The organism is Aestuariibius insulae (genome assembly GCF_040783535.2).
GTDB lineage: Bacteria > Pseudomonadota > Alphaproteobacteria > Rhodobacterales > Rhodobacteraceae > Aestuariibius > Aestuariibius insulae.
In genome coordinates this window covers 69,374-93,082 of the sequence record NZ_JBFONW020000007.1, presented here as the reverse complement: position 1 = coordinate 93,082, position 23,709 = coordinate 69,374, and the positions used below count along the sequence as shown (strand labels likewise).

Genomic DNA, 23,709 nt, shown 5'->3' with positions numbered 1-23,709 from the left:
TGGAACCTGTCATGTCAAATCCTTCGCGGGCCATCGCACTTTATGGAACCGAAGAAGCGGTGCCAGCGCCGCGCCTTCTGACCGCGGGAAAGCTGACTGCAGAGCTTGAGGCAGGCAACTTGCGCTACATCCGCTGGGACGGGGAGGAGGTGTTGCGCGCGATCTCCTTCATTGTGCGGGACAGGGACTGGGGCACCTATGCCCCGCAGATATCTAAGTTGGAGATAGAAGAGGACGGGGATGTCTTTCAGGTTTCGCTGCGTGCAGAGGTTCAGGGAAAGGACGAGACGTTCATCTACGAGGCCCGGATCGAGGGCGGATCGGACGGAACGCTGACATTCCATGGCCGCGGAACAACCCAGACGGGCTTTGAGACCAACCGCACCGGTTTCGTGATCCTGCACCCGATTGACGGGATCGCGGGCGCCCCGGTCACCATCGAGCATACGGATAAGCGGATCGTCGAAGACCGTTTCCCCCGGATCATAGACCCCATCCAGCCAATGATGGATCTGCGCGCCCTTACTCACCGAACGCCCGGCGGTCTAACCGTCCGGGTCGTGATGGAAGGCGACACTTACGAGATGGAGGATCAGCGCAACTGGACCGATGCCTCCTACAAGACATATGTGCGCCCGCTGGCTCTGCCCTGGCCTTACAGGATCGGGCCCGACGATGTGATCGACCAGACTGTCACGGTGATCATAAGCGGTGAGACTTCCGCAAGTGGACATTCGGGGACGGTAGAATTGTACCCCGGGTCAATCTCTGGAGAGATGCCGTCCTTGGGCCTCGGGCTGAGACCCGAGAATACGAAAACCACCCGAGGCGCCGCGAAGGCTCTGAAGGAGCTTTCGCCTGCCTATATCGTCCTTCACCATGATCCCCGGACAGGGCATGATCGTGCTTCGCTCGAGGCGATGCTGGATGTCGCGAACGCAATCGGAGCGCCCCCCTGGCTGGAAGCGGTCATAGAGGCGACGGATGACGCGGGCGCGCGGGCTGAACTGCAATCCCTTGGCGAAACAGCCGCTGCGCTGGGACGCCCCTTCGACACCGTTCTGGTGTCGCCCGCGCCGGACCTCAAATGCACGCTTCCCGGGTCGGTCTGGCCGGACACGCCAGATGCGGCTGCCCTTTACGAGGCGGCACGTTCCGCATTTCCGGGCGCTCGCATCGGAGGCGGCATGTTCAGCTACTTCACCGAACTGAACCGAAAGCCGCCACCTTCGGGAACACTCGACCTTGTCAGCTTCACGACATCGCCAATGGTTCATGCCGGTGATGACCGGTCGGTACTGGAAACCCGCGAAGCGCACGGCGCCGTCGCAGCGTCGGTCACCAAGATAGCGGATGGCACTCCGTGGGCGGTGGGACCCTCCGCAATTGGGGTGCGCGACAATCCCTATGGCGAAGCGGCAAAGGACAATCCCGACAATATTCGCCAAGCGATGAACCGGAACGATCCCCGGCAACGGGGTCTGCTGGGGGCGGCCTGGACGCTTGCCTATATCGCGGATTTCGCGGCCGGTGGAGCATCCGCCATAGCCATCGGCGGCGCGACCGGCCCCTTTGGCGTCCTTTCCGCAGGGGGTGACGATCCAGAGCCTTGGTATGATGGAAACGGCGGATTTTATCCTGTGTATGCCGTCCTTCGGGGCCTCTCGCGACTCAAGGGCGCGCCACGGCTGGGTTTGAATCTATCTGCATCCGGACCCCTCTCTGCCATCGCTGTGCAAATGGCTGATGGAATTGAAATCTGGGCCGCCAACATGACCCCGGATCCGGTCGAGGTGAGGTTCCCCAAGCCGGTCGAGGTCGCCGTCCTTGACGCGTCCAGCTTTGCAGAAGCCGCTACGGCATCCGACTATCTCGACCATGTCACCGGGCGCGACCCCGTCATGACATTGGACAGCTTTGCAATTGCTCGCATCCTCATGAAAGGCTGATCTATGCACATCACCATCATCGGCGCCGCGGGCATGATCGGCCGGAAGTTGGCAGAACGGATCGCCCGGACCGGCAAGATCGGAGAGCGTCCGGTCAACAGGCTGACCCTGGTCGACGTCGTCGAACCTGAGGCCGCGACGGACTTTGCCGGAGAGCGGACCGCGCTATCGGCGGATCTTTCCGAACCCGGGACAGCCGAAAGGCTGATAGCAGAACGGCCGGATGTAATCGTCCATCTTGCCGCCGTCGTCTCGGGGGAAGCAGAGGCGGATTTCGACAAGGGATACCGCGTCAACCTGGACGGAACGCGCGCGCTGTTCGACGCGATCCGAACGGATGAAAGCTATGCGCCCCGCGTCGTCTATGCCTCCTCGCTCGCTGTCTTCGGGGCGCCGTTCCCGCCTCGGATCGGGGACGATTTCCACCTGACGCCCCTCACCAGCTACGGAACGCAGAAGGCAATGGGCGAGCTACTGCTCGACGATTACACAAGGCGCGGATTTTTCGATGGCGTGGGCATTCGCTTTCCAACGATCTGCATCAGGCCGGGTAAGCCGAACAAGGCAGCCTCAAGTTTCTTCTCTGGCATCCTGCGCGAGCCGCTGAACGGGCAGGAGGCGGTTCTGCCGGTCGATGACGACGTGCGCCACTGGTTTGCCAGCGCGCGTGCGGCCGTGGGCTTCATCGAACATGCGGCAACGATGGACACGAACAGGCTCGGGACCCGGCGTAACATGACAATGCCCGGCGTATCGGCTACCGTCGCCGATCAGATTGAAGCGCTTCGCGATGTGGCTGGCGATCATGCGGTCAACCTCATTCGCAGGGAGCCCGATCCAGCCGTTGCCCGTATCGTGGCCGGCTGGCCCCGCGATTTTGACACCACACGCGCCCATGACATGGGATTCCGCGCCGAGACGTCCTTTCGGCAGATCATAGAGGTCTACCTGGAAGACGAAATGGACGGGCGACGCCCGGACATCGCTAATCACAAGACGTAAGCCAAATTCTCAGGGAGGAATGAGATATGACCTACTACACTATGACCGGAATTGCCGGTGCGCTCATCGTGGCGGCCGGTTTTGCCTCGGCTCAGCAATCTATCGTCATCGGCCACACGCTGTCCGCCGACTCTCACTACGGGATCGGCGCGGATGCCTTCATCGCCAAGCTGGAGGAGCTGTCGGGCGGCGAGTGGACCGGCGAACAGGCCCCCGCAGGTCAGCTCGGAGGAGAGCGCGACATGATCGAGGGCCTGCAGATTGGCTCGCTCGACGTCGTCATCACATCGACTGGGCCGCTCGGGAACTTCGTGCCGGAGGTTTACGCGCTCGATCTGCCATTCCTGTTCCGCGACTACGACCATGCACGCGCGGTTCTGGACGGCGAAGTCGGCGAGGAACTTCTTGGCAAAATCAACGAAAACCAGCTGGTCGGCCTTGCCTGGTCCGAAAATGGCTTTCGTCATGTAACCAATTCCCAAAGACCAGTGAACACACCCGAAGATCTTAACGGCCTAAAGCTCAGAACAATGGAGAACCGCGTCCATATGGAAGCGTTCTCGCAGATGGGTGCCGCGCCCACTCCAATGGCATTCCCCGAGCTTTTCACGGCCCTGCAACAAGGCGTGGTTGACGGTCAAGAAAATCCGGTGACTGTCATTACCGCCTCTAAGTTCTGGGAGGTGCAAGACCATGTCTCCCTGACCGGCCATGTCTATTCGCCAGCGGCGGTTCTCGCCTCCCCCATTGTTCTGGATGCCCTGACCGAAGAGCAGCAAGGCTGGTTCTACGAAGCCGCGGCAGCCGCCGCCGAGGCGACACGCGCCGAGGTCAACCGGCTCGAGGATGCAGGCGTCGCATTGTTGAGGGAGAACGGGATGGAGGTTGTTACCGACATCGACAAGGCGCCGTTCGCCGAACTCGCGCAACCTGCCTACGCCGTTTATACCGATCAGTACGGGACCGAATTGGTCGAACGCATTCAGGCCGTACAGTAACAGACCAGCGACTGGCGCGCAGATGTCGCGCCAGTCGTCTCGGATGGGGTAGGCAACGAAATGCGGTATTTCCTACGATTTGAGGACCTGACGACCGGGCTGGCGCTTAGACTTTCAATTGTATTTCTGATCACCGCCGCAACGCTGGCGCTCTATCAAGTCGTGACCCGCTTCGTCTTTGGTGCGCCATCCACATGGTCGGAGGTGATAACGAGGTCTTCGATGATCTGGTCGGTGTTCCTGGGCGTGGCCGTAGCCTTCAGACATGGCGCCATGATCTCGGTCGAGGTCATTCAGACCGCCTTGCCGCGAAAGCCTGGACTCGCGCTTTTCGTGATTTCGAATGTCGCATCGCTCGCTTTTTTCGCGGTCCTCTTCTGGCAAGGCTGGGCCATGACGCTTCGCGTCGTGCCCCAGCGCCTTGCCGCGCTCGAGATGTCGATAGCCTGGGTCTATGCAGCGCTGCCTATCGGATCCGTCTTCATCATAATCGCCATTCTGGCCTCGATGGTCCGGGGCCTCCAAGGCGACTGGCCCGCCCCCCATGATGCGGAAGCCAGCCAATGAACACCACGCTGGGTCTTTCGCTCGCGATCCTGTTCCTGATGGGCGTTCCCATCGCCGTGTCGATCGGTCTGGCGTCCGTCATAGGCATCGAGGCGCAGGGCCGTCTTCCGCTCCTTTTGGTTGCCCAGCGAATGTTCACGGGCATCGACAGCTTTCCGCTGATGGCGATCCCCCTCTTCATCCTTGCCGGGAATCTCATGTCGGCGGGCGGCATATCCCACAGACTGGTGGAACTGGCGAAATCCATTGTCGGCGGCATTCAGGGCGGGCTGGCCTGCACCTGCGTTCTGACATGCATGCTGTTCGCGTCTGTCTCCGGCTCTTCCGTCGCCACCACTTTTGCCATCGGTGCGATCCTGATCCCCGCAATGGTGCGGCACAATTATCCCAAGCCGCTTGCCGCCTCGATCCAGGCCTCCTCGGCAGAGCTTGGGGTTCTGATACCACCGTCGATCCCACTGATCCTCTATGGCGTCGCCACCGATACCTCGATCGGTAAGCTTTTCGTGGCGGGGCTTGGGCCGGGCTTTGTCGTGGCCGGCGCGCTGATGGCTCTGGTTTTGGTGATCTGTCGTCGTCGCGGCATCGGCAAGGACGATGGTCGCGACCGTGCCAGCCTGCGGGTCGCGCTCGTCTCCGCCATTCCGGCCTTGCTGGTTCCGGTGGTTATTCTCGGCGGGATCTATTCGGGCATCTTCACGCCGACTGAGGCCAGCGCCGCCGCCGTTGCGGCAGCGCTTATCGTCGGGATGGGGCTCTACCGCGAGCTGAAATTGTCCGATCTGCCGGATATCCTCAAGAAGACGGTGATCTCGACATCGGCGATCATGATCATCATCTCGGCCGCGGCGCTGTTCTCATTTCTCATCGCTCGTTCCGGGCTGCCGAACGAGATAGCGGCCTGGTTCCGAGAGGTCTTCGAAAGCAGGATCGCTTTCCTGCTCGCCATTAACCTGCTGCTTTTGATCGTCGGGATGTTCATTGAGACATCCGCAGCGATCCTCGTTCTGGCTCCGATCCTGACACCGATCGCCATCGCCTATGGCGTGGATCCAGTCCATTTCGGTCTCATCATCGTGGTCAACCTCGCGCTCGGGATGATTACGCCGCCTCTAGGCGTCAATCTGTTTGCCGCCTGCGCTGTGGCGGAATTGCCGGTCGAGAAGATCATCCCGCAGCTGATCTGGTTCGTTCTGACCGTCTTCGCGGCCTTGCTGGTCATCACTTACGTTCCGGCGATCACCCTTGCGCCGGTCAACCTTATCTTTGGAGGATAGCGCCATGATCGTCTATTTCGCTGGTCTGGGGTCCATGGGCTCCGGCATGGCCAGGTGTCTAATCCATGCCGGGCACGAGGTTCATCTTCTCGACCACAATCCGGAGCGTGTCGCCTCGCTACACGAGGCAGGCGGGCATCCACTCCAGGGCAACGCACCGCCTGCGGACGCCATTGTTTCAGTCGTGATGAATGCAGAACAGACGCGGTCTGTCCTGTTTGCGGATGAAGCGCTTGCGCTGCGACTGAAGCCAGGCGGTGTGATCGTCTCCTGCGCGACGGTTTCGCCTGCCTTCGCCTCAGAGATGGAAGCCGAAGCCAACAATCTTGGTCAGCTCTACGTTGATGCACCGATCTCCGGCGGTGCTGTCAAGGCGGCTGAGGGAACCCTATCGATGATGGTGTCCGGCAAGGCAGAAGCATTGAAGGCCGCGACACCGCTTTTTGATGCGATGGCCGAAACGGTCCATCGCATGGGCGATACCGCAGGGGCCGGATCCGCCATGAAGGCGGTGAACCAGCTTCTGGCGGGGATCCACGTGGCCGCGATGGGAGAGGCTTTGGCCTTTGCCGCATCGCAGAAGCTTGATCTCGAACAGGTGGTCAAGGTGGTATCGGCCTCGGCCGGTACGTCTTGGATGTTTGAAAACCGTGCGCCCCATGTCGTTCAGAGTGATTACACGCCCCTCTCGAAGCTCGACATATGGCTCAAGGACCTAGGTATCGTGACCGACATTGCCAGAGCGGCCGACCTTCCGGTCCCCGTGGCCGCGTCGGCCCTGTCCCAGTTCCGCGATGCCTCCGATGCCGGATTTGGTCAGCAGGACGATGCGGCGGTCGCGAAATATGCGGCAAGCCGGGGCGGGATCACATTGCCTGGAGAACGATAGATGCTGCTTGGTTGCATCGGCGACGACTTCACAGGATCATCCGATCTGGGTAATACCCTGACGAAGGGCGGCATGCGATGCGCCCAGTATGTCGGCGTTCCGAAGGGACCTGCCGCGTCCGATGTGGAGGCGGGCATCGTCGCCTTGAAGTCGCGGTCCATCCCGGTGGCCGACGCGGTAAGTCTATCGCTCGAAGCGCTTGACTGGCTCAGGGATCAGGGCTGCCACCAGTTCCTGTTCAAGTATTGCTCAACGTTTGATTCCACGGCAGAGGGCAACATCGGCCCGGTCGCTGAGGCTCTGGCCGACGCGCTTGCTGCGGAAAAGGTCATTGTCTGTCCCGCTTTTCCTGCAACGGGCCGCTCTGTCTTTCAGGGGCACCTCTTTGTCGGAGACCGGCTGTTGAACGAAAGCGGCATGGAAAACCATCCGCTGACACCGATGACCGATCCCGATATCCGGCGCTGGCTTGGTCATCAAATAGACGGCACGGTCGGGCATGTGCCCTCCGCAATCGTGGCAGGCGGACCAGAGGCGGTGCGCGAAGCGCTGCAAAGGGCTCAGGATAGCGGCAACCGGCTGATTGTGGCGGACGCGATCCATGACAGCGACCTTGTCACACTGGGCCAAGCCGCCGATGGGCTGCCCCTCCTGACCGGCGGATCGGGTATCGCCATAGGTCTCCCGGACGTCTTTCGGAACAAGCGCCTGCTTTCAGAAAGCGGGGGCACGTGGGCTGGTCAGACGGGACCGGTCGCGGTCCTCTCCGGCTCCTGCTCGAAAGCCACGCGGGCGCAGATTGCGCGGCACCAGGCGTCGAACCCGTCCCGCGAGGTCGCGGCAGACGATGTGATGTCAGGGGCAGCTACTGCGCAGGACCTGGCGGATTGGGCTCTTTCGAAATCCGGCATTCCCTTGGTCTACACCTCCGCCGATCCTTCCGAGGTGCGCGCGGCCCAAGACCGTCACGGATCCGAAGCCACCGCGACGGCGATAGAAGCCCTCTTCGCCGAGACGGCTCGCCTTCTGGTCCAAGGCGGTACGACGCGGCTTATAACAGCGGGCGGTGAGACATCTGGCGCCGTGGTAGAGGGGCTGTCGCTGGACAGGCTAGAGATCGGACCAGAGATTGACCCCGGCGTTCCTGTCATGCGCGCCGGTCCGGATCTTGTTCTGGCTCTCAAATCCGGAAACTTCGGCGGGCCGGACTTCTTCGCTAAGGCCGCCGCCACATTGGAGGGAACATGAGCGAAAGCAAATTGCGAGAGGATGTGTGCTACTGGGCCGCCTCGCTTTTCGATCGCGGGTTGACTGGCGGCGCGTCGGGTAACGTGTCGGTGCAGACCGAGGACGGCGGCCTTTTGGTGACGCCCACAGGCATCAGTCTCGGCCGTCTGGATCCCGCGCGGCTGTCGCGGTTTGATGCAAAAGGTCGCCACATAGACGGTGATCCTCCCACCAAGGAGATGCCGTTGCATTCGGCGTTCTATGAAACACGAAGCGGCGCCGGCGCGGTCGTTCACCTGCATTCCACTCATTCGGTCGCACTGTCGATGCTGCCCGAAACCGATCCCGATGACGCGATCCCGCCATTGACCGCCTATGCCGTGATGCGCGTCGGTAAGGTATCGCTTCTGCCGTTTTTCGTGCCGGGCGATCCGGCGATGGCCGATGCCGTGCGCAGCCTTGGCGGGCGCCGCTCGGCGGTGCTTCTTGCCAATCACGGTCCGGTCGTCGCCTCCAGCGATCTGGAGGCCGCGATCTTTGCAATGGAGGAGCTCGAAGAGACAGCGAAACTTGCCTTGCTTCTGAGGGGAACAAAAGCCGTTCCACTGAAGCACGATCAGATCGATGCCGTGGTCCGTAAATTTAAGCTGGAGTGGGACTGATGCGATTCTCTGCCAATCTGGGCTTTCTCTATACCGACCTGTCGCTTCCTGATGCGGTTAAGGCCGCCAAAGACGGCGGGTTCGATGCTGTCGAATGTCATTTCCCTTACGACACGCCGCCTGAGGATCTACAGGCCGCGTTGGACAAGACAGGCTTGCAAATGCTGGCGCTCAATACTTGGCCGGGCCACCGAGACGCGGGTGATTTCGGCCTTGCCGCCTTGCCTGACCGGGCCGAAGAGGCCCGTGCCGAAATCGGCCGAGCAGTGGATTTTGCCGCTGCGACTGGCATAACATTCATCCATGTCATGGCGGGTCTGACCGATGGTGGACACGCCGCCGAAGATCAATTTAGGGCCAATCTCGACCACGCCTGCGATCTAGCAAGCGCTCATGGAATGACGGTTTTGATCGAGCCCATAAACACGCGCGACGTGCCCGGCTATCACCTGTCGGGCACAGACCATGCCGAAGAGATCCTGACGGCGCTGGACCGGCCCGAACTGAAAATCATGTTCGACTGCTATCATATGCAGATCATGCAAGGTGATCTGGCCGCATCCATCGAACGGCTGCTGCCAATGATCGGTCACATCCAGATCGCGGCGGCTCATGATAGAGGAGAGCCGGACACCGGAGAGATCGACTATGCTTGGCTGATGAGCCACTTGGAGCGTCTCGGCTTCGACGGCTATGTAGGGGCGGAATACAAGCCTCGGAAAACGACCGTCGAAGGGCTCGGCTGGCTGAACCGGTTTCGGGGATAAGCATTGGACTGATGCGTTATTCCGCGCGGCACCACCCGCATCTGGTATGAGCTTGATCTAAGCGTAAGCTTTGCATCTGACCCTTCCGATAGATTCTTCCCGATATAGCTAATACTGCCGACAGCAGCGCCACGTGCCACCGACTAAGCATGAATAGATTCACTTCCGCCCAAACCAGACCTTGAGCGCAGCGCATCTCTGCTGCGATGCGGCCTGGCCTGTCCGGCCACGGAGACATTCGGTGCAAGCGCTAGATTGAAAAGGCGTCGGAGATCGGTGGAGATGGAGGTGCGGGCTTTCGCTGCGTCTTAGGAGCATATCCCTACTGGTCGGACTGCCCTGCAAAACGCTCCACCTCTCTCGCAAGATGATGCTACGGTCGGCGGGTGATCTACGTGAGCATGCAAATAGGAGAAACTCGTATGACCTTGCGACCCGTCGGTTGCCTTACCTCTATCTGGCAAGCGGGCTTACGCGCGTTCAGTATGCTCATCATCATCATCATCGCAGGAGCGCCGGCAACCTTGCACGCGGATGATAAGGTCCTCCTTCCAGCTCCCGAGCGGCAAGTAGAAGGCAACCGGATCGTCAGCGAGGCCAATCCAGCAATGACTGTCGTTGTTCCGCAGGAGGCGAAGTATCTCGGAGCGCGGCGCATCCTTATAAACGCAGCCTTCGACGCGGAAATCCATGTTTACGCCGAAGTCGATCCCTACGATCTCATCGAGCGTTTCTATTGGATCCAATTCGAGTCCTACCTGCCGGATACGCCAGGGCGTTACGATTATGCCGAAAGCAACCCCGATATTGTTATTATAGATGGGATCGAAATGCATGTGCGGCCCGGCGGTGACAACACGGTAGAGGGCACGATCCGGCCCGGCTCGGACTATGCCGCTTTCCGCGAGTAGGTGGAGGAAGCGGGCTACCGTCTGCCCACCTGGCTCACGACGCTGCGTCTTGTGCATCTCTATGAACCTACCGAGCGCGGCGAGATCATCATTCTCTACGGTGAGGGGCTCGATGCACTGGCAGAGGCCGCAGAAGCTGCGATGATTGCTGGCGAACCTGACCTCGTGTTCGCCGATATGCTTCCCGGTTTTATTGCTGATGTGGACGCGAAAGTCGATTTGATCCCGCACGACTAAAAAGTGCCGATGAAGGAACTACAGCGAGAAACGTCCGCGACCTTTTCACTTGAAAGCTTTCTAGTGAAACAGCCAGATGATGCGGTCCGACCTATGCGTAGCACTCCGTCTGATTTTCCGAACGCACCTACAGCGGGAGCCGAGCCACTATAAAATTGCATAAAGCCGAGGCGGGACATCCGCGAAGACCCCGTTATTGCACGGCGTCTCTCCAATAGATCGGACCGTGCGTAGGCACGCCCAACACTTGTCCCCTTGAATTGCGCTAAGCTCTTTTCAGCGATCTCCCTAGCCGCATCGGCCTCTGCCGCTTCCCAGTTCCGAAATGCTGACGGTAGGCAAATCATCACTCCCGGCTGCCTGATCGCATCGGCCTGCATTCGCCCTGTCTTCAGAAAAGCATGCTCCGCCAGCGTGTTGACCCGCGGCCGCCCGTGTCTGGGATTCTTCTATATAGGCCGTCGCTTGACGTGGACTTGTCGGGCGACCTCCTCAAAGCATGGCATATTACGCCGCGTATTATAGCGCGGATTGATGTTCTGCGTCGCCATGTGACGATGCTCAAAGATCCGGTCACAGGCCTGTTTCAGAATGACGAGATCCACCCCATCAAGCCCGAAGCCGGTATGGAGCGGCTTGCCCTCACAGTTACGCTGTCTGTCTACCTCGACGCGCATGACTCACAGCCTGGATCAACTATAAGTGAGAGACCGGTACTATTACCGTGCCTTCACCGCCCAAGAGTTCGTACGGGATTGTTGCCCAGTTTGCAGCCATAGAGAGCCATGCAAACGCTATGTTCCTTACCACGCAAGGAACAGAATCGAAGGCATCTTGATCACAGCAATAACTGCATATGAAACAACGTAGACAGCCCCATAAGCGGCCGCACTATATGGGATCGAAATAACAAAATTGGTGGGTGGCGGAGACGAAGGGATTCGAACCCTCGAGACGGTTTCCCGCCTACTCCCTTAGCAGGGGAGCGCCTTCGACCACTCGGCCACGTCTCCGCTGACCCGTCTATCTGCAACTGGGGGCGGGGGACAACCCTTCAAAGCATCTTGTCGCGCGAAAGACGGCGCCTAGGGCAACATCGCAAGCGTCTCGATGAACCGGTGACGGACGGCGTCCGCATCGACGCCCATCGCCACTGCGACCGGCGGGGCTCCGCAGGCGGGATCTGCCAGGGTCCGCCCCGACGCCTCGCCTTCCGTGACAACACGGATCGGCGTCTTTCTCCATTCAAAGAGATCCGGCGCAACAGCGGCAATCATCGCGGCGGGATCGTGTAAGGCGCAACCATCGAACCGACCGACACTTTCGTAGAACTTCAGATAATGCAGGCTCATCTCCTGGATCTGTCCGCCGATCACAGGCGAGCGATGCGCGATATTGGCAAAATCGCTCGCCGCGCAGAGGATCTGATGCGTCACGTCGAGCCCCACCATCCGGATCGGCGCGCCGCTGGCAAAGACGATCTCGGCCGCATGGGGATCGTGATAAAGGTTCGCCTCGGCATGGGGCGTGATGTTCCCGCCTGCATCCACCGATCCGCCCATGATGACCAGTCCGGCCAGCCGCCCGGCAAAATCCGGATCGCGGCGGAGTGCCGAGGCGACATTGGTCAGCGGGCCCAGCGCGACGAGGGTCAGTTCTCCCGGTGCCTCTGCCGTCATCCGCAGCAGCATGTCGTCCGCCGCCTCGTCCACGACCTTGCCCGCCGGGAGTTCTGCCGGAACCGTCCCGAAGCCTTCGCGCCCATGGATCCTCCAAGTCGGCTCGAAAGGCGGCAGGACCAACGGCTGCCAGGCTCCTTCCGCGACGGGCGCCTCTACCCCTGCCGCCTCAAGCAGGCGCAGTGCATTGCGCCCAGCGATCCGGGAGGAGACGTTGCCGAAAACCGTCGTAATCCCGGCAATCTCGATTTCGGGCGCGGCAGCGGCCCAATAGATCGCCATGGCATCGTCGATGCCCGGATCCGTATCGATCAGAACCCGCATCAGGTGTTGAAAAGGAAGTGCAGCACGTCGCCGTCCTTGACGCGATAGCCCTTGCCCTCGGCCCGCATCTTGCCCGCTTCCTTGGCCGCCTGCTCGCCGCCCAGCGCGACGAAATCGTCATAGGCGATGGTCTCGGCGCGGATGAACCCCTTCTCGAAATCGCCGTGGATCACGCCGGCGGCCTGCGGCGCCGACGTGCCTTCGCGGATCGTCCAGGCGCGCGCCTCCTTGGGACCGACCGTGAAATAGGTCTCGAGCCGCAGCAGCGCATAGCCCGCGCGGATAAGCCGGTCGAGCCCGGCCTCCTCCAGCCCCATTTCGCCCAGGAACATCTCGGCCTCCTCGGCCTCAAGCTGGCTGATCTCCTCCTCGATCCGAGCCGAGATCACGACATGCGAATTGCCCTCCGCCGCAGCCATCTCGGCGACCTTCGCGGATAAGGCGTTGCCCTCCGCCGCGTCGTCCTCAGAGACGTTGCAAACATAGAGCACGGGCTTCGTCGTCAGAAGCTGCAGCATCCTCCACGCCTTTGCATCCTCCGCCTCGACCTCGACGACCCGCGCGGGCTTACCGTCTTCAAGCGCCTCCTGCGCCGCGGCCAGAAGACGGTCCTGCTGCTGCGCCTCCTTGTCGCTGCCCTTGAGCTTGCGGACGAGCCCCGCCCGCCGCTTCTCGATGCTTTCGAGATCCGCCAGCATCAGCTCGGTCTCGATCGTCGCAGCATCGGCCACCGGATCGACGCGCCCCTCCACATGGGTGACATCGTCATCCTCGAAACAGCGCAAAACATGTGCAATAGCATCAACCTCGCGGATATTGGCAAGAAACTGGTTGCCCAGCCCTTCCCCCTTCGAGGCGCCCTTCACCAGACCCGCGATATCGACGAACGTCATGCGCGTCGGAATGATCTGCTTAGAACCGGCCAGCGCCGCCAGTTTCTCAAGCCGGTCGTCGGGCACGCCGACATCGCCGACATTCGGCTCGATCGTGCAGAACGGGAAATTCGCCGCCTGCGCCGCCGCCGTCCGCGTCAGCGCGTTGAAAAGCGTCGACTTGCCGACATTCGGCAAACCCACGATGCCCATCTTAAAGCCCATGCCCGTTCCTCTCGCGATACCGCTCGCCTCTTAGAGACGCCGAAGGCCCAAAACAAGCAGGAGTGGCGAGACGTTTCCGCAGCAACAGGATCGGAACGAGCCGAAGGCGCCGATCCATCGCCAGTCCGCCCAACCGGGCTGGCGATTTGGTCGATCTTTGCGAGACAGGCATGCGGCGAGATATCCTTGATCCATAAAGCGCCCGGAAACTGGCGTGACATCGCCACCCCGCGGACTGGCAATGGATCGGCAAGCTGAAACCCTGCGCCTCTAATCCCCCCGCCGTTCCCGCCGATCTTCGCGGGTCTGGAAGATGATGATCCAGGCCAGCAGGATGAACATCGGATGGGTCAGCCCGCCCGAAAAGATGATCGCCGGGATCCAGATGACGAAAACCAGGATCGACAGAAAGATCCGGCCGACCAGAAGGATCGACAGGGGCGGCAGCAAAAGAGCGACAAGATAGAGCATAACCTGAAGATAGGAGCGTTTTGCCCGTTGAACATCCCCCCGTCCTGCCGCAACAGAACAGAACCAGACGAAAAGGGAGGCATCATGGGCCGCATCTCCACCGCGTTCGACCGGCTACGGTCCGAGAACCGCAAAGCGTTCGTCGCCTATATCATGGCGGGCGATCCCGATCTGGAAACCTCGCTCGAAGTCATGCGAGGCCTGCCCGAAGCGGGCGTCGACATCATCGAACTGGGTGTGCCCTTCACCGACCCGATGGCCGATGGCGGCACGATCCAGCTGGCCGGACAGCGTGCTCTGGCGGGCGGCCAGACGCTGGCCAGAACGCTCGACATGGTGCGCCGCTTCCGCGCGGACGATCCGGATACGCCCATCGTGCTCATGGGCTATTACAACCCGATCTATAATCGCGGGGTGGAGACCTTTCTCAAGGACGCCTCCGAAGCAGGCGTTGACGGGCTCATTGTCGTCGATCTGCCGCCCGAGGAGGACAGCGAGCTTTGCCTGCCCGCGCTGGCCGCCGGGCTCGACTTCATTCGCCTGACGACGCCCACCACCGACGACGCGCGTCTGCCGACCGTCATGCAGAACACCTCCGGCTTCGTCTACTACGTCTCCATCACCGGCATCACCGGCGCAGCCGAAGCCGACCCGCAGGCCGTCGCCCCCGATGTAGAGCGCATCCAGACCGCCTCCGGCCTCCCCGTCGTCGTGGGCTTCGGGGTCAAGACCCCCCAGAACGCCGAAGCCATCGCCAGCGTCGCGGACGGCGTGGTCGTCGGCTCCGCCATCGTGGCAAAGATCGCCGAGGGCAAACCGGTCCCCGAAGTCCTCGACTTCGTCTCGTCCCTCTCAGACGGCGCCCACCGCGCCTAGCCGCTGACAGCTTCGCGAGACGTCTTGGCCGAATGATCTGACGCAGCTTCACAGTCGTGCACGCCTGTAGCGGTGCGCCGGTGCATCAGGCCTTCTGCTTGATCCGGGCAGTCACTCTCGCGGACAGAAGAGGGGACGACACAAAAGCCACCCCGGTCACAGGTCCTTTCCCGCGATACGCCTCCGAATACGGGACAGGCTTTCAGGCGTCAGGCCAAGGTAACTCGCGATAAGATATTGCGGGACCCGGCGGGCGACTTCAGGGCGCGTTTCGATGAAGCGGCGGTAGCGTTCTTCGGGTTGCAGCGTCAGCAGGCGACTGGCGCGGCGCTGTGATCCGATCAGCGCCTCCTGCAGCATCAGGCGGCCGAACCGTTCGATCGCGTGATCCTCGTCATAGCCTGACTGAAGCACGGCGCGGGGCAGCACGACGATCGAACTTGTCTCCAAAGCTTCGAAGTTCTGCTCTGCGGGAACACGGGTCAGAAAGCTCTCTGCATCGGTGACCACGAACCCCTCGTCGAAGAACTGACCGGTGCGTTCCTTGTCCCCTTCGTTCGGGTCGTTGAAATAGTAGCACAAAAGGCCCTGATGTACGAAGAACACCTCCTCCGCCACGGTCCCGGCGCGCAGGATGTGATCGCCCTTTTTCAAGATCCGATGGCGCGCTCCGCTATGGAGATGCGCCATCGCCGCGTCGCCCGGAACAAGTGGCGCGACCGCTGTTTCCAACCGGCGGGAAAAGGCCGCGAGCGCGGCCTCCCTGTCCATCACGCTGCTTTTTGATCCGTCTTCCGCCACCACTCCACCGTCTGGCTCAACGCCGTGTCCCATCCGCTTGTCTGTGTGCCCACGGCTGCATCGAAGCGAGCGTGGTCGATGATGAACGCATCGTCAAACATGTAGCGCATCTCAACCAATTCACCTGCGGCAGGCCGCACAAGGCCAACCGCCCGCAAAAGCCATGACGGCGTTTGCCGGATCTTCGGGCCGGATGTCCGCCACGGATCCGCCCGTTCGCAGATCTCGCGCAGGCTGATGGGCGCAAGAGCGGGCAGATGCCAGGCCTGCCCCCACGTCTCGGGCGTTCGGCCTAGCTCGGCATAGGCGGCGGCCAGATCGGGCAGATAAGCAAAGCTGTGAGGCGCATCAGGATCGCCTACCCAATCGATGGTCTTTCCAGACAAAAGCGCTGGCCAGAAGCGATCGCCAAGGGCTGCCTGTCTCACGCCGGGGCCGAAGAAATCGGTGGCGCGTCCAGCCACGCATTTGGCGCGGCCTGCGGCATGGGCGTCCAAAAGCTCTTGCGACAGCCGGGCGCGCAAGGCTCCCTTCCGGGTCTCGGCGGTCAGCGGCATGCCTTCCGTCAAGGTCCCGGTAGAGCCATATCCGTAAAGGTTTTCGACAGCCACAAGCACGGCCCCGGTCGCGGCCGCTGCAGCAATCGCCGCCTCCTGAAGAGCCGGGAAGGCGGAGGTCCATTGGTGATAGGGCGGGGCCGCGCACTGGTATATCGCATCCGCCCCTCGGCAGGCTGCCACTGTCTCCTCGGGGTCGGACAGATCCGCCCGGCGCGGCGTGATCCCGGGGCCGATATCGCGCCCGTCCCTTGTGACAACGGCGACGGCCTCACCTCTCGCGGCCAGTGCTTCAGCGATCGCGCGGCCCACCGGGCCCGCGCCAAGAATGATGGATTGTCTATGATCGGTCATCATCCCCTCCCCCATCATGCCCGGCGCCAAAGCGAGATCGCCAAGGCCAAGGTCCAGAACTGCCAAAGGATGCCGGACAGCGTCAGCATGATCGGCGATTCAATCCCGACCACCGACAGCAGGGTCGACAACAGCAGCGCCGCCGCGCCAAACCCGGCATAGCCCAGCCATCTCGATCCCCGGCGCAGCATCGCGACCGAGATCACGATGGTCCAGATACCGGCAAAAAGCCCGACACCAAGCAGCTCGCCCACGCCGCCCGCATAGGCGTTGAAAGCGCCGTAGACGACTTCGATGGCATCCTTCGTGGCGGGGCTGGCGGATGGATCGGTATAGGCGGCGGCCAGTCCGGGCATCAGGAACAGCCAGCGGACGATCCCGAACGCCTTGGCAAAGCCCGCCAGAACACCCAACGCGACCACCGCGAGCCCCATGGCACCGTCAAGCTCCAAGGCGTCCCGCAGAAGGATCGCAAGCGGGATCAGCGCAAGGGCATGGATCAAATAGCTCAGATAGCCCGCGAAGACCGCAGTGGACTGGTCCAGGATCAAAGGCAGGATCACGGACGGCGGCTCATCGAGCGATGCGGGCCAGTTGATCGCGGGGGCGAGGATGAAGAACGCGGTCCACATGGTCACGAATTGAAGAAGCAGCAGCCCGGCTGCGCCCGGAACACCTTTGCGCCTCGTTTGAGTTGGCGTCGATAGAACATGGGTCATTTGGTTTTCCTTCTTGATGATCAGGTAAGGCATGAAGGTGGGATAGGACCGGCGAAGAGGCCCGTCATTGATCCGGGGTAAGATCAGAGGGGCGGCAGCCCCTCGGATGCCCGCGCAAGGGTAAAGAGGGTGAGACCTGCCCATCCGCTCGCCAACGGGATCGTAAGCGCGGCAACGACAGATGACGGCAGGATGGCCAGCAGAATCAGGGCCGCCAGCGGCAGCGCCTGCATGGCGTGCACCCCGATGAAGTGGGAGATACGATAATCTCCTCCGCTCAGGGACCAGCCGGTCAGCGGCATGAACGGACCGGCGGCCGGGTCGACACCGACGAACGGGCCGCCATTGGCTCCGATCGCGCTTCCCGTCTGGGCGCCGAGCCATCCTGCCAGTATGAAACCAAGCGCCAGCGCGAACGGCAGCGGGTTTTCCGCGATGCCGGAAACGCCGCTCCTGAGGACTGTGATGGCGAGTGCGACGCCAAGCAAAAGCGGCACTATAACCAGCACGCCCGCACCCGCCGCCATGATCGTCCCGCCGATAGCGTCAAAGGCGGTCGTGTCGTTGAAATGCGACCGAACCCCACGACCGGCCTGAAGCGACAGGAAGACCGCTTCGTAGACGATCACGGCGCCGAAGACGAAAAGCCCAATCTTCGTTGCGATATGGGTTTGCCACGCCTCAGGCAGGAACCGCACCGCCAAAAGGACGGTGATCCCGTGAACCGCAAGCGATAGATGAAACTTAAGCGGTTTAAGCCATAGCGTCTCATCGTCGAGGATCCGGCGATCAAACCCAAGCAGCAACAGACTAATCGGAACGGCAATCAGGCAAAGCCAGATTGCTCCGCGAAGCAATGGCGGGTCCGATGGGTAAAAGAGGGTCATCATGAGCGTTTTCCGGCGATAATGAACCGACCCCGCAGGCCGGTTCTAATGCGCCAGAGCTATTGAAGCGGACGATGCCGCTCATTGACTTCAGGTAAGAAAGACATCGCACCAGGCATAGGAACGTCTGCTCCCGACGGCAAAGCGGCCAAACGACCTTTGACGGCCATAGAAACCGGCAAGACCCCTTCGGCATGTCCAGGATGGAAGGCCCGGATCGGCAAAGACGGTTCGGGATCAATCCCGCGCCGTCATCCCGGTCCCATCGCCAAGGTTCAAAAGGCTGAACCAGACGTAAGCCTGAATGCATCTCGACAGGGGTCGGACATGACCGCAGAGCTCAACATTGATCAGCCTCCAGCAAATCCGCGGAGGATCGAAGACGGCGCATACTACAGATAAATCCAGTTCTTCCGCTCAGAGACGATGCCACCGGGCGAGGCGCCTATGAGGCGCCCAACTTCACGGGCGGCTCAGACGTCCTTCATCAACGATCGGCGGCATCGCCAAAGCGACCAAAGCCATGCCAGCTCTTTCGATCTGAGCAGGAGTAGAGGCGACTACCCGGCTACTGCCAATGGCCAGATAAGGTTGAAGATGAACATCACAACGACGACCGCCAGAAATATCCGCCAGTCAAAGGCGGCCCTGCGATGCTCCGAAACAACGCCGAAATGACGCAGCGCCCATAATGTCCCGAGGATCAGAACCGCCGAGATGATGGAATGCAGAAGATCAATATGCATCGCACGACGCTCCTGCGATCAAGGACGAATTAGGCTCCTTTATAAGCTGAACGGAGCTTAAGGCCAGACTGCAACCGGGACCAGCGCGCCGCGCTCGCAGGACGGTGCCTCACAGGCGTTCATCTTTGACTGACGTGGCCAATCAAAACCGACGCCCTTTGCAGCAAAGCAAACCAACCGTCCGATCAGGCTGTCAAAAAACGCGCTGCGGCAATGCTGGATCGAACCAAGCATTGCCTGCACTCCAATCCATCGAACTGGATCGCCCCCATATTCGCCTGCGCAGAGGCCGATCTCTGCAGAGAATATCCCCGCCAACCCAGCGGCCCGCTTAATCCTCGTCGCGTGCGGCGTCGAGGAAAGCGCGCATTTCGGCCAGCTTCGGGACGATCTCCCGCATCGTCTCGGGATCGAACTGCTGGGCAAAGGCGGCGAGGGCCGGTCCCGTCGCCTCGACCACGCGGTCACGCAGGGAACGTCCGGCTTCCGTGATCCAGACCTGCTTGGACCGTCCGTCCTTGGGATGCGGCTTCAGCTCGATCAGACCGTGCCGTTCCAGCACGCCCAGACTGTGGGTCATCGTCGTCTTGGGAACTTGAAACGCATTGGCCAGCGTCAGCGGCGTCTGGCCGTCCTTCACCCGGACCGCATGGTTCAGGATCGAAAAATGCGGCGCCAAAAGCCCTTTGGGCAGCTCCGCCTCCAGCATGGCACGGCTAAGCTGCCCGATGATCCCGATCTCGTTGAAGAACGCAAAATACAAAGGGGCGTCAGAGCGATCCATTTACCATCCGGTGACCATACGCGTCTCGAGCGGCCAGCGCGGCGTGCGCGGCGTGCGCTCTCCATAGCCCAGCAATCCGATCATTTGAACCGTCTCGCCGTCCGGCGCATACATCTCGTGGATCGCGTCGAAATGCGCCGTCATCTCCGGATATTCCTGAAGCGCTTGGCTGACAGGCCGCAAGGCCAGCCCCGCCCCGGTCGCCGCCAGGTTCAACCGCAGCCAGCGGTCGCCCGCCTCGATCTGCTCCAGCCGCGTATTGCCCTTGGTCGTCTGTACGACATAGGCCGGTGCCGCGGCGATCGCGGCGGCAGTGTCCTCGATCGCCCCTTTCGTGCCCGGATTCTCAAGATCCGACGCCGCCTCACGTGTGAACAGTCCGACCAGTGCCAGACTGTCCATCATTGGCCCGCCGATATCGATCCCGTCCGGTGTCGCATTGATCTCGCTCTTGCCGATGCGCAGCAAATCGACGCTTTCCTCCCAGGCCTCCTGCGTCGACGCCTCCGTCCGCCAAGCCGCCTCCGCAATCCGCGCCGTCTCGGCGACAGCGCCCGGATCGGTCACCACGTTTGCATAAGAACGCAAGACATCCGCCTCGGCCCCGACAGCTTGCGGCAGGAACCCCTCCTTATGGGACCGCCGCTGCATCACGTGGGCAAATAGCGGATCAGGCTCCGCCCCGCCCGGCACGAACCGGCAGACCGCGACGGGACCACCCTCGCCTTCGGGATAAAGCACCTCCTCGACGCCGAACCCCTCTTCGGCGGCCGCCATCTTCATCAGCGACAAGAAACAGCCCATCCCGATGGTCAGCTGTCGCCCATAGGGATCGGTCACCGGCAGATCCCGCGTCTCGTCCCGCCAGATCGTCACGCTGTCTTCTCCGTCCAACTGAGCCAGCCAAGGCTGCCGGTTATGCGGGTTGGGCGCCAGCAGCGCATAGGACAGCGCCCGCATCCGCGGATCGCCATAGTCGCCCGCCTGATCCCAGGGCTCAAGCGCCCGGGTGGGCGTGCGGGTCACCACAAAGGTTCCAGCCGCAGCGCTTGCCGCGAAAATCGTACCGCCGCCAATCAGGGCCAGCGTCTTTCTGCGCGAGAGGGTCATCTGTCGATCTCCAATATAATCCAATGTCGCACTATTTAGTACGATTTCGAACCATATGCAACCCTTGTGACGGGACCCGCCGCCCCGTATGAGATTTGCATCTGTTTTCAGGGGGATCCGCGGCCATGCCTGTCATCACCACGATCGAGGACTTCAAGCCGATCTATCGCCGCCGCGTCCCCAAGATGTTCTACGACTACGCCGAGTCGGGCAGCTGGACCGAACAGACCTTCCGCGAGAATACCTCCGATTTCGACCGCATCCGCCTGCGCCAGCGCGTCGCCGTCGATATGGAAGGGCGCACGACCGAAAGCACGATGATCGGCGAGGATGTGACGATGCCCGTCGCCCTTGCGCCCGTGGGCCTGACCGGAATGCAATGCGCAGACGGAGAGATTAAAGCCGCCCGCGCCGCCGAGAAGTTCGGCGTCCCCTTTACCCTCTCGACCATGTCCATCTGCTCGATCGAGGATGTCGCCAGCCACACGAGCAAACCCTTCTGGTTCCAGCTCTACGTGATGCGCGACGAGGAGTATGTTGCCTCCCTGATCCAGCGCGCCAAGGATGCGGGCTGCTCGGCCATGGTGCTGACGCTCGATCTGCAGATCCTCGGCCAGCGGCACAAGGACCTCAAGAACGGCCTGACCGCCCCGCCCAAGCTGACGCCCAAGACGATCGCCGATCTGGCGACCAAATGGGCCTGGGGGCTCGAGATGCTGGGAACCAAGCGCCGCTTCTTCGGCAATATCGTGGGCCACGCGAAAGGCGTCACCGACGCCTCCTCGCTCTCCTCCTGGACGGCCGAGCAGTTCGACCCGCAGCTCGACTGGTCCAAGGTCGCCCGCCTCAAGGAGCAATGGGGCGGCAAGCTCATCCTCAAGGGTATCCTCGACGCCGAGGATGCAAAGATGGCCGCCAAGATCGGCGCCGATGCCATTGTCGTCTCCAACCACGGCGGCCGCCAGCTCGACGGCGCGCTCTCCTCGATCCGCATCCTGCCCTCCATCGTCGAGGCGGTCGGCGATCAGGTCGAGATCCACCTCGACAGCGGCATCCGCTCGGGCCAGGACGTGCTCAAGGCGCTCGCCCTGGGCGCCAAGGGCACGTATATCGGCCGCGCCTTCACCTACGGCCTGGGCGCCATGGGCCAGAAGGGCGTCTCCACCGCGCTCGAGATCATCCGCCGCGAGCTCGACACCACCATGGCCCTCTGCGGCCGCAAGGACGTAAAAAGCCTCGACCGCGACGTCCTGCTGGTCCCCGAAGATTTCGAAGGCAAATGGGTTTAGAGGTCACATGCCTCGCATGTGACAGGTGCCGGTAAGCGGTTGCGCAAGTAATCGCGGCGGCACCCTTCTGTCGACATCCAAGCGCCGGGCGAGCGCCTGACCGGGGGCTGGCGCAGCAACGCTGGAACGACGCGCTTTATCGCAGCCAAGCACATCCCCAGATCGACATGGGCAGTACTCCATTTCCAAAGCGCCAGACCGCCGGGCCGGTCAGGCGCTCGCCCGGCGCGGCGATGCCGCGTGTTCCGGGCAAAGGCGGCGCGTCACGTCGCCACCAACCGCTTCGGCTGCCGCACCAACACCGCCAGCGGCACGAAGGCCATCAGCAAAAGCACTCCCACGAAGGCAAACGCCACCCGCAGCCCGAACAGCTCCGACACCCCGCCCATCACCGCCGGTCCGATGAAGAAGGCCGAAAACCCGATCGCCGCCACCCGGCTGATCGCGAAGGCCCGCGGCCCCGGCCCGACCCGTGTCCCCACCATGGCAAGCGCCGTCGGCGCGAGCACCGAGATGCCAAGCCCTACGATCCCGAAGCCCAGATAGGCTACCGGCTCGGACGGCGCGCCCGCCGCCACCAGCGTTCCGCTTGCCGACACCACGATCGCCCAGGTCAACAGCCGCCGCTCCCCGATCCGCTCGGCCAGCGCCTGCCCTGCGAAACGTCCCGCTGCCATCGTCAGCCCCAGCATCGTCGGCCCAAAGGCTCCTTCGACCGCGCGCCCGCCCAGGGACCGCTCGATATGCAAGGCCGACCACGCCTCCACCGACGCCTCCGCCTGAAACGCGATCAGCACGAAAAGCCCCCCCGGCACGATCACCGCCCAAGGCAGGGCGACCTTGGCGGGCGCTCCGTCAAGCGGCGCCTCCGGCGTCATCCGCAGGCTCAGCGCCAGCAGCACCACCACGGCCCCAAGCGCAAGGAACACCTCGAGAGGCCCCCACCCGGCTTCCCGCGCCAACCCGGTCGCAAACGCTCCGGCCCCATAGGCCAGCGAGAACATCGCATGGGCAAAGTTCATCAGCGACCGCCGGTGACGGCTCTCCAGCTCGCTCACCCGTGCATTCATCACCACATCGAACGTGCCCGCTGCAAAGGCCGCTGCGACCAGCGCCAGAACGAAGGCCAGCGGCGTCGTCGCCCACCCGATCAGCAGAAACGCCCCCGCAAGCCCGATCGCCGCGATCTGCATCGACCGCCCCCGCGATCCGGCGTCAAAGCGTGGGGCCAGCAGCATCGCCACGAGCAGCCCGCCCGCCGACGCCGCAAGCATCGCCCCAAACGTCCCGTCGCTGACCTCGATCCGCTCCCGAAAAACCGGCACTAGCGCGGCAAAGCCGCCCCACATCAGGCCCATCGCCATGAACCCGGTGGCCGGTTGCCGCGAGAGCAGGAAGAGCCGCAGAAACGCCATGGATCTCTCAGATCCCGAAACGCCCCGTCATGCAAGCGCGCCTGCCCGAACGCGCGCCGAAAAGGGCTTTTCAAACAGCGCCACCCCGCTTAAGAGAGCGCCTTCAACCGGGCC

General features: G+C 62.1%; 24 protein-coding genes and 1 tRNA gene. 13 read left to right on the top strand and 12 right to left on the bottom strand.

Features of this window, described 5'->3' with window-relative positions; all coding sequences use genetic code 11:
* Positions 1–11: 11 nt before the first annotated feature.
* The 11 genes from AAD018_RS17835 to AAD018_RS17785 all read left to right on the top strand — a co-directional run bounded on the left by AAD018_RS17835 (position 12) and on the right by AAD018_RS17785 (position 10,486).
* Positions 12–1,949: a hypothetical protein gene (locus AAD018_RS17835; RefSeq protein WP_367316492.1), complete on the top strand. Its 1,938-nt coding sequence runs from the start codon at positions 12–14 to the stop codon at positions 1,947–1,949.
* 3 nt (positions 1,950–1,952) lie between these two features.
* Complete coding sequence (gene denD, locus AAD018_RS17830; RefSeq protein WP_367316491.1) at positions 1,953–2,951, top strand: D-erythronate dehydrogenase; 999 nt, start codon at positions 1,953–1,955, stop codon at positions 2,949–2,951.
* Positions 2,952–2,977: 26 nt separating this feature from the next.
* A complete protein-coding gene (locus AAD018_RS17825) occupies positions 2,978–3,949 on the top strand; it encodes a TRAP transporter substrate-binding protein (protein ID WP_367316490.1) in 972 nt (323 codons plus the stop codon).
* A 60-nt stretch (positions 3,950–4,009) separates the two neighbouring features.
* On the top strand, positions 4,010–4,516 hold the full coding sequence (locus tag AAD018_RS17820) for a TRAP transporter small permease (protein ID WP_367316489.1): 507 nt from the start codon (positions 4,010–4,012) through the stop codon (positions 4,514–4,516).
* The gene (locus AAD018_RS17815; RefSeq protein ID WP_367316488.1) at positions 4,513–5,793 is read left to right on the top strand and encodes a TRAP transporter large permease; all 1,281 of its coding nucleotides are present in this window, start codon (positions 4,513–4,515) and stop codon (positions 5,791–5,793) included. Before AAD018_RS17820 ends, AAD018_RS17815 begins: the two co-directional genes overlap by 4 nt.
* 4 nt (positions 5,794–5,797) lie before the next feature.
* Positions 5,798–6,682, top strand: coding sequence for an L-threonate dehydrogenase (ltnD, locus tag AAD018_RS17810; RefSeq protein WP_367316487.1), 885 nt, complete (start codon positions 5,798–5,800; stop codon positions 6,680–6,682).
* On the top strand, positions 6,683–7,930 hold the full coding sequence (otnK, locus tag AAD018_RS17805) for a 3-oxo-tetronate kinase (RefSeq protein WP_367316486.1): 1,248 nt from the start codon (positions 6,683–6,685) through the stop codon (positions 7,928–7,930).
* Positions 7,927–8,571 (top strand): 3-oxo-tetronate 4-phosphate decarboxylase, encoded by a 645-nt coding sequence (gene otnC, locus AAD018_RS17800; RefSeq protein ID WP_367316485.1) that lies wholly within the window; start codon positions 7,927–7,929, stop codon positions 8,569–8,571. Before otnK ends, otnC begins: the two co-directional genes overlap by 4 nt.
* Positions 8,571–9,338 carry a hydroxypyruvate isomerase family protein gene (locus tag AAD018_RS17795; RefSeq protein ID WP_367316484.1) on the top strand — a complete coding sequence of 256 codons (768 nt, stop codon included), beginning with the start codon at positions 8,571–8,573 and terminating at the stop codon, positions 9,336–9,338. Before otnC ends, AAD018_RS17795 begins: the two co-directional genes overlap by 1 nt.
* A gap of 386 nt (positions 9,339–9,724) precedes the next feature.
* Positions 9,725–10,249 carry a hypothetical protein gene (locus tag AAD018_RS17790; protein WP_367316483.1) on the top strand — a complete coding sequence of 175 codons (525 nt, stop codon included), beginning with the start codon at positions 9,725–9,727 and terminating at the stop codon, positions 10,247–10,249.
* Positions 10,250–10,486 carry a hypothetical protein gene (locus tag AAD018_RS17785; RefSeq protein ID WP_367316482.1) on the top strand — a complete coding sequence of 79 codons (237 nt, stop codon included), beginning with the start codon at positions 10,250–10,252 and terminating at the stop codon, positions 10,484–10,486.
* Positions 10,487–11,409: 923 nt separating this feature from the next.
* Here the strand turns inward: AAD018_RS17785 and AAD018_RS17780 are convergent.
* From AAD018_RS17780 to AAD018_RS17765, 4 genes are all read right to left on the bottom strand, one after another.
* Positions 11,410–11,499 (bottom strand) — tRNA-Ser (locus AAD018_RS17780).
* Positions 11,500–11,571: 72 nt separating this feature from the next.
* Positions 11,572–12,492 carry a nucleoside hydrolase gene (locus AAD018_RS17775; RefSeq protein ID WP_367316580.1) on the bottom strand — a complete coding sequence of 307 codons (921 nt, stop codon included), beginning with the start codon at positions 12,490–12,492 and terminating at the stop codon, positions 11,572–11,574.
* Entirely contained in the window at positions 12,489–13,586 is a 1,098-nt protein-coding gene (gene ychF / locus AAD018_RS17770; RefSeq protein ID WP_367316481.1) for a redox-regulated ATPase YchF, read from the bottom strand. Before ychF ends, AAD018_RS17775 begins: the two co-directional genes overlap by 4 nt.
* A 270-nt stretch (positions 13,587–13,856) precedes the next feature.
* Positions 13,857–14,057 carry a hypothetical protein gene (locus AAD018_RS17765; protein ID WP_367316480.1) on the bottom strand — a complete coding sequence of 67 codons (201 nt, stop codon included), beginning with the start codon at positions 14,055–14,057 and terminating at the stop codon, positions 13,857–13,859.
* Between the two features lie 84 nt (positions 14,058–14,141).
* Here AAD018_RS17765 and trpA point away from each other — a divergent pair, with 84 nt between their 5' ends.
* On the top strand, positions 14,142–14,933 hold the full coding sequence (trpA, locus tag AAD018_RS17760; RefSeq protein WP_367316479.1) for a tryptophan synthase subunit alpha: 792 nt from the start codon (positions 14,142–14,144) through the stop codon (positions 14,931–14,933).
* Positions 14,934–15,089: 156 nt separating this feature from the next.
* On the opposite strand, the gene AAD018_RS17755 is transcribed toward trpA, so the two are convergent.
* From AAD018_RS17755 to AAD018_RS17725, 7 genes are all read right to left on the bottom strand, one after another.
* On the bottom strand, positions 15,090–15,704 hold the full coding sequence (locus tag AAD018_RS17755; protein WP_367316478.1) for a Crp/Fnr family transcriptional regulator: 615 nt from the start codon (positions 15,702–15,704) through the stop codon (positions 15,090–15,092).
* On the bottom strand, positions 15,704–16,645 hold the full coding sequence (locus AAD018_RS17750) for an NAD-dependent epimerase/dehydratase family protein (protein WP_367316477.1): 942 nt from the start codon (positions 16,643–16,645) through the stop codon (positions 15,704–15,706). Before AAD018_RS17750 ends, AAD018_RS17755 begins: the two co-directional genes overlap by 1 nt.
* Before the next feature lie 14 nt (positions 16,646–16,659).
* Positions 16,660–17,364 carry a hypothetical protein gene (locus tag AAD018_RS17745; protein WP_367316476.1) on the bottom strand — a complete coding sequence of 235 codons (705 nt, stop codon included), beginning with the start codon at positions 17,362–17,364 and terminating at the stop codon, positions 16,660–16,662.
* Positions 17,365–17,447: 83 nt separating this feature from the next.
* The gene (locus AAD018_RS17740; protein ID WP_367316475.1) at positions 17,448–18,254 is read right to left on the bottom strand and encodes a hypothetical protein; all 807 of its coding nucleotides are present in this window, start codon (positions 18,252–18,254) and stop codon (positions 17,448–17,450) included.
* Between the two features lie 557 nt (positions 18,255–18,811).
* Positions 18,812–18,997 (bottom strand): hypothetical protein, encoded by a 186-nt coding sequence (locus AAD018_RS17735; protein ID WP_367316474.1) that lies wholly within the window; start codon positions 18,995–18,997, stop codon positions 18,812–18,814.
* 331 nt (positions 18,998–19,328) lie between these two features.
* Positions 19,329–19,781: a MarR family winged helix-turn-helix transcriptional regulator gene (locus tag AAD018_RS17730; RefSeq protein ID WP_367316473.1), complete on the bottom strand. Its 453-nt coding sequence runs from the start codon at positions 19,779–19,781 to the stop codon at positions 19,329–19,331.
* The gene (locus AAD018_RS17725) at positions 19,782–20,891 is read right to left on the bottom strand and encodes an Acg family FMN-binding oxidoreductase (protein WP_367316472.1); all 1,110 of its coding nucleotides are present in this window, start codon (positions 20,889–20,891) and stop codon (positions 19,782–19,784) included.
* Positions 20,892–21,016: 125 nt separating this feature from the next.
* Between AAD018_RS17725 and AAD018_RS17720 the strand changes: the two genes are divergently transcribed.
* A complete protein-coding gene (locus AAD018_RS17720) occupies positions 21,017–22,180 on the top strand; it encodes an alpha-hydroxy acid oxidase (protein WP_367316471.1) in 1,164 nt (387 codons plus the stop codon).
* 263 nt (positions 22,181–22,443) lie between these two features.
* Here AAD018_RS17720 and AAD018_RS17715 read toward each other — a convergent pair whose 3' ends face one another.
* A complete protein-coding gene (locus tag AAD018_RS17715) occupies positions 22,444–23,595 on the bottom strand; it encodes an MFS transporter (protein ID WP_367316470.1) in 1,152 nt (383 codons plus the stop codon).
* Positions 23,596–23,709 lie beyond the last annotated feature (114 nt).

Coding starts and splice junctions, on each gene's coding strand:
- AAD018_RS17835 (WP_367316492.1), top strand. CDS start 12: ATGTCAAATCCTTCGCGGGCCATCGCACTTTATGGAACCGAAGAAGCG.
- denD (WP_367316491.1), top strand. CDS start 1,953: ATGCACATCACCATCATCGGCGCCGCGGGCATGATCGGCCGGAAGTTG.
- AAD018_RS17825 (WP_367316490.1), top strand. CDS start 2,978: ATGACCTACTACACTATGACCGGAATTGCCGGTGCGCTCATCGTGGCG.
- AAD018_RS17820 (WP_367316489.1), top strand. CDS start 4,010: ATGCGGTATTTCCTACGATTTGAGGACCTGACGACCGGGCTGGCGCTT.
- AAD018_RS17815 (WP_367316488.1), top strand. CDS start 4,513: ATGAACACCACGCTGGGTCTTTCGCTCGCGATCCTGTTCCTGATGGGC.
- ltnD (WP_367316487.1), top strand. CDS start 5,798: ATGATCGTCTATTTCGCTGGTCTGGGGTCCATGGGCTCCGGCATGGCC.
- otnK (WP_367316486.1), top strand. CDS start 6,683: ATGCTGCTTGGTTGCATCGGCGACGACTTCACAGGATCATCCGATCTG.
- otnC (WP_367316485.1), top strand. CDS start 7,927: ATGAGCGAAAGCAAATTGCGAGAGGATGTGTGCTACTGGGCCGCCTCG.
- AAD018_RS17795 (WP_367316484.1), top strand. CDS start 8,571: ATGCGATTCTCTGCCAATCTGGGCTTTCTCTATACCGACCTGTCGCTT.
- ychF (WP_367316481.1), bottom strand. CDS start 13,586: ATGGGCTTTAAGATGGGCATCGTGGGTTTGCCGAATGTCGGCAAGTCG.
- AAD018_RS17765 (WP_367316480.1), bottom strand. CDS start 14,057: ATGCTCTATCTTGTCGCTCTTTTGCTGCCGCCCCTGTCGATCCTTCTG.
- trpA (WP_367316479.1), top strand. CDS start 14,142: ATGGGCCGCATCTCCACCGCGTTCGACCGGCTACGGTCCGAGAACCGC.
- AAD018_RS17755 (WP_367316478.1), bottom strand. CDS start 15,704: ATGGACAGGGAGGCCGCGCTCGCGGCCTTTTCCCGCCGGTTGGAAACA.
- AAD018_RS17750 (WP_367316477.1), bottom strand. CDS start 16,645: ATGACCGATCATAGACAATCCATCATTCTTGGCGCGGGCCCGGTGGGC.
- AAD018_RS17745 (WP_367316476.1), bottom strand. CDS start 17,364: ATGACCCATGTTCTATCGACGCCAACTCAAACGAGGCGCAAAGGTGTT.
- AAD018_RS17740 (WP_367316475.1), bottom strand. CDS start 18,254: ATGATGACCCTCTTTTACCCATCGGACCCGCCATTGCTTCGCGGAGCA.
- AAD018_RS17735 (WP_367316474.1), bottom strand. CDS start 18,997: ATGCATATTGATCTTCTGCATTCCATCATCTCGGCGGTTCTGATCCTC.
- AAD018_RS17730 (WP_367316473.1), bottom strand. CDS start 19,781: ATGGATCGCTCTGACGCCCCTTTGTATTTTGCGTTCTTCAACGAGATC.
- AAD018_RS17725 (WP_367316472.1), bottom strand. CDS start 20,891: ATGACCCTCTCGCGCAGAAAGACGCTGGCCCTGATTGGCGGCGGTACG.
- AAD018_RS17720 (WP_367316471.1), top strand. CDS start 21,017: ATGCCTGTCATCACCACGATCGAGGACTTCAAGCCGATCTATCGCCGC.
- AAD018_RS17715 (WP_367316470.1), bottom strand. CDS start 23,595: ATGGCGTTTCTGCGGCTCTTCCTGCTCTCGCGGCAACCGGCCACCGGG.